Origin of the sequence: uncultured Planktosalinus sp. (assembly GCF_963973675.1) — a bacterium.
Taxonomy (GTDB): domain Bacteria; phylum Bacteroidota; class Bacteroidia; order Flavobacteriales; family Flavobacteriaceae; genus Planktosalinus.
The window spans coordinates 1-4,497 of sequence record NZ_CAXBAN010000220.1 but is presented as its reverse complement, the minus strand read 5'-3'; the positions used below and the strand labels follow the sequence as shown (position 1 = coordinate 4,497).

4 protein-coding genes are annotated in these 4,497 nt (G+C 43.5%); 1 reads left to right on the top strand and 3 read right to left on the bottom strand.

Annotation, left to right across the window (positions count from 1 at the left end):
• Positions 1–275 precede the first annotated feature (275 nt).
• Positions 276–779, top strand: coding sequence for a hypothetical protein (locus AACY61_RS09265; RefSeq protein WP_339611293.1), 504 nt, complete (start codon positions 276–278; stop codon positions 777–779).
• Between the two features lie 155 nt (positions 780–934).
• On the opposite strand, the gene AACY61_RS09260 is transcribed toward AACY61_RS09265, so the two are convergent.
• The 3 genes from AACY61_RS09260 to AACY61_RS09250 all read right to left on the bottom strand — a co-directional run.
• Entirely contained in the window at positions 935–2,476 is a 1,542-nt protein-coding gene (locus AACY61_RS09260; RefSeq protein WP_339611292.1) for an acyl-CoA carboxylase subunit beta, read from the bottom strand.
• Positions 2,477–2,587: 111 nt separating this feature from the next.
• On the bottom strand, positions 2,588–4,024 hold the full coding sequence (accC, locus tag AACY61_RS09255) for an acetyl-CoA carboxylase biotin carboxylase subunit (RefSeq protein WP_339611291.1): 1,437 nt from the start codon (positions 4,022–4,024) through the stop codon (positions 2,588–2,590).
• A 162-nt stretch (positions 4,025–4,186) separates the two neighbouring features.
• Positions 4,187–4,497: biotin/lipoyl-containing protein (locus AACY61_RS09250; protein ID WP_339611290.1), on the bottom strand; the 311-nt coding region annotated here is incomplete at its 5' end.

Here is a 4,497-nt window from a genome sequence, read left to right as displayed (position 1 = left end):
CTCTTTTTTACCCAAATTAGCAGAATTATTTTTGTAAAACATAAAAATATTTATGAGCATTTCTGAACATCGAATTTAAAATTTGCATATATTATTGCAGGTAATTTATCAACTTGCTTACTATCAACTACTTGCAAAAATATAATGTATTCAATTTTCTTTATTTATCTGATGTTTAATTTTAGATATCTATAATTATTTAACATTTAGTATAATCATATATCTATTTTCAGCAGTACATTTGCGTCGTATAATTAATAACACATACACCCAAAATGAGAAACATTTTAATGATTCTAGTCGTAGTTGTAACTGCAATGACTTCTTGCAACAATGACAAACAAGTATTGTCAAATTCGTTTGACACTTTACAAAAAGAGAGTGACAGTCTTCTTCAAGTGCATACAGCACTTAAAAGCAGCCACAGCAATCACTTGAACAATTACACTGCTATTACAGAAAATATGGCAGGTATGACGCTTCAGGACTCATCGTGGTTAGAAACCCTTGCCACACAACAAGTAATCCTAAAAAACCACGAAGCTCAAATTCAAAAAGTAGAGCTAATGTTGAATGGACATCAGGAATTGAAAGCCAATTTTCCAAATTTAACTACCGAGGAAATGCAAGCTCAAATTGATGTGATGACAACTGACCTTGAAGAGATTAAAAAATCTCAAACTGAGTTAACTGCTGAACACCAAAATCTTGAACAGCAATTGGCACAAATCAGTGAAGGATTGAAAAAACAAACATTAACTGCAGAAGCTAAGCAATAAGCTTTTGTTTGAATGAAAAGCAAGACCCGGCTTCCCAAAGCCGGGTCTTTATATTTATAAGAAGTTGAAACGACTCCAATTAATTGTTTCGTTCCAAGATTTAATAAACAAAAAGAGTTAATTGCTTTTTGGTTTAGTTAGCTAGGTACGTTTGCTTAAAGTGGTATGTTTCCGTGTTTTCTATCAGGTCTGGTTACCGTTTTACTTTCAAGCAAACTAAATGCTTTAAGTAGTTTTCGCCTTGTTTCACGGGGCTTGATTACCTCATCAATAAATCCGCGTTGGGCGGCTTCAAAGGGGGTGGCAAACTTATCGGCATACTCGGCTTCTTTTTCCTTTAGTTTGGCTTCAGGATCATCGGCCTTTTGAATTTCCTTTCTGAATATAATTTCGCTGGCACCCTTGGCTCCCATCACGGCGATTTCAGCAGTAGGCCACGCATAGTTAAAGTCGGCACCAATATGTTTGGAATTCATTACGTCATAAGCACCTCCATAAGCTTTTCGGGTAATCACAGTCACCCTAGGAACAGTGGCTTCACTTAAGGCATACAGCAGTTTGGCGCCGTGCAGAATGATTCCGTTCCATTCCTGATCGGTTCCGGGAAGGAAACCGGGCACATCCACCAACACCAATAAAGGGATATTAAAGCAATCACAGAAACGAGTGAAACGGGCTGCCTTTTTAGAGGCATCCACATCAAGCACACCCGCCAGGCTCATGGGCTGGTTAGCCACAATACCAATACTTCTTCCGCCCAAACGGGCAAAGCCCACTATGATGTTTTCTGCATAATCTTTATGGATTTCAAAAAAGGAATCGGTATCGATAATCCCCTTGATGACTGAGTGCATATCATAAGGTTTGTTGGAACTATCGGGCACAATAGTTTCCAATTCATCACGGTATTCTTCCTGAAGTGTAAATGCAAGTTTTGCCGTGGTTTCTTTATTATTCTGTGGAAGGTAGCTCAACAGGGTTTTAACGTCCTCCAGACAGGCAATATCACTCACCGAGGTCACATGGGTCACCCCTGATTTAGTGGCATGGGTACTCGCCCCACCCAGTTCTTCTGAGGTGACGTTCTCATTGGTTACCGTTTTCACTACATTGGGCCCTGTAACAAACATATAACTGGTGTCTTGCACCATCAAAGTAAAATCAGTCATCGCAGGTGAATACACAGCGCCACCGGCACAAGGTCCCATGATGGCAGAGAGTTGCGGTACAACTCCTGATGCCTGCACATTTCGGTAAAAGATATCGGCATAGCCACCCAGTGAACGCACACCTTCCTGTATACGCGCACCACCGGAATCGTTGAGTCCAATCATGGGAACACCCAGTTTCATGGCCAGGTCCATGGTCTTGCAAATTTTCTCAGCATGGGTTTCTGAAAGTGCGCCCCCAAATACGGTAAAGTCCTGAGCAAACACACAGACCGGTCTTCCGTTAATGGTTCCATAGCCTGTCACAACCCCGTCACCATAGTATTTTTCTTGATCCATACCAAAGTCGGTCGTGCGGTGAGTCACCAGAATGCCAATTTCCTCAAAGGAACCTTCATCCATCAGGTACTCCACACGCTCACGAGCGGTGAGTTTTTTCTTTTCGTGTTGCTTGTCAATGCGTTGCTGCCCGCCACCCAGTTTGGCGAGGGCTATTTTTTCCTGTAGTTTCTTTGTATTGTCGCTCATATCCATATACCCGCATAGGCGGATAACTCGTTATTTATAATTCTACTCGTTAATCAATCTCGTAAATCAAATCAAACCTTAAACCTGAAACATTGAACCTCAAGCCCAAACCTAAGGAACCCGCAACACTTCCCTATCCTTCAAATAAGCCTTCAGTGCCACCATAGCCGCTTGCTTGGCCTCCGCTTTGTTTTGATCCTGCAGCTTATCTGCAGAATAATATTTTTTGACAAAATGCGTATCAAAGTCACCGCTGCGAAAAGCTTCGTGTTCCATTACAAACGTTCCGAACGGCAAAGTGGTGGAAACACCTTCTACTTCATAAGCGGCGATGGCTTCTATCATCAGTTGGATGGCTTCCTCGCGGGTTGTACCATAGGTGATAAGTTTAGACAGCATAGGGTCGTAATAAATGGGCACTTCCATACCTTCTTCAAAACCGTCATCCACTCTAATTCCGGGTCCCACGGGTGGGCGGTAGCGTGATAAAGTACCCACACTGGGCATAAAGTCTGCAATTGGATCTTCTGCATAGACGCGCAGTTCCATTGCATGGCCTTTTATATGTAAATCATCTTGTGCAAAGGAAAGGGATTCTCCACGGGCTACTTTGATTTGTTGTTCCACCAAATCAAGCCCCGTGATGAGTTCGGTCACCGGATGCTCCACCTGCAAACGGGTGTTCATTTCAAGGAAATAAAAATTCTTGTTTTCGTCCAGTAAGAACTCTACGGTACCGGCACCCACATAATTACAAGCTTTGGCAACCTTTACGGCTGCTTCGCCCATTTCTTTTCTGATTTCAGAGGTGAGTACTGATGAAGGTGCTTCCTCCACTACTTTCTGATGGCGACGCTGTATACTGCATTCCCTTTCAAAAAGGTGGACCACATTGCCATGAGTATCGGCCAGTACTTGTATTTCGATGTGCCGTGGTGAGCTAACATATTTTTCGATAAACACAGCCCCGTCACCAAAAGCCGATTCGGCCTCGCTGATAGCGCGTTTCATTTGCTCTTCGAGCTCGCTTTCCTTTTCTACAATGCGCATTCCTTTTCCACCCCCACCGGCAGAGGCTTTGATTAAAATGGGAAAGCCAATTTCATTGGCAATACTTTTCGCTTTAGCAACATCAGTAATGGCTTCATCAATTCCGGGCACCATAGGGATGTCATACCCTTTGACAGCTTCTTTGGCGGCGAGCTTGCTTCCCATCACACGAATGGCGTGTGGCCGAGGACCTATAAAAGTAATTCCGCTTTTCTCGACGGTTTCCGCGAAAGCGGCATTCTCACTGAGAAACCCATAACCCGGGTGGATGCCATCTACCTGGAGTTTTTTGGCTATATCAATGATGTGTTCGCCCCGCAAATAAGATTTACTGGAAGCGGCTTCTCCCACACAAACAGCCTCGTCTGCAAAGCGCACGTGGGGTGCGTTTCGGTCGGGTTCTGAGAAAACGGCAACGGTCTTGATGCCCATCTTTCGAGCGGTTTTCATAACCCGTAAAGCAATTTCTCCCCGGTTTGCTACTAATATTTTTTTCATATATATGCCCGCGTAAGCGGGAATCTTTATACTCGCGTAAGCGGGCATCTCGTTAATAATATTTCAATTTCTCAAATCAAATACATCACTTCAAAATTTAGACTCTCCCCCATCTTAAGTTCTACGTCCTAAAGTTCTACGTCAACTCACCACTACCCAAACTTACTCCATCTCAATCAACAACTGTCCTTTATCAACGGTATCCCCCTTGGCTACGGCAATAGCTTTTACCACCCCGTCGCGGGGTGCCGTGAGGGCGTTTTCCATTTTCATTGCTTCCAGTACAAGCAGATAATCGCCTTCTTTAACGGAATCACCTGCTTTAACAGGTACATCAAGTATGAGCCCCGGCATGGGCGCTTTGATATCATTTACGGCCACGGAAGCTCCCAGAGACAGACCCATCGCCTCGATAAGCTCATCAAGTGGAGTGCCTATTGCAACAGTATAGCTGTTTGAGTTAATTTTTACGG

Excerpts from the sequence above, each read along its gene's own strand:
- AACY61_RS09265 (WP_339611293.1), top strand. The coding sequence starts at position 276 with ATGAGAAACATTTTAATGATTCTAGTCGTAGTTGTAACTGCAATGACT.
- accC (WP_339611291.1), bottom strand. The coding sequence starts at position 4,024 with ATGAAAAAAATATTAGTAGCAAACCGGGGAGAAATTGCTTTACGGGTT.
- AACY61_RS09260 (WP_339611292.1), bottom strand. The coding sequence starts at position 2,476 with ATGAGCGACAATACAAAGAAACTACAGGAAAAAATAGCCCTCGCCAAA.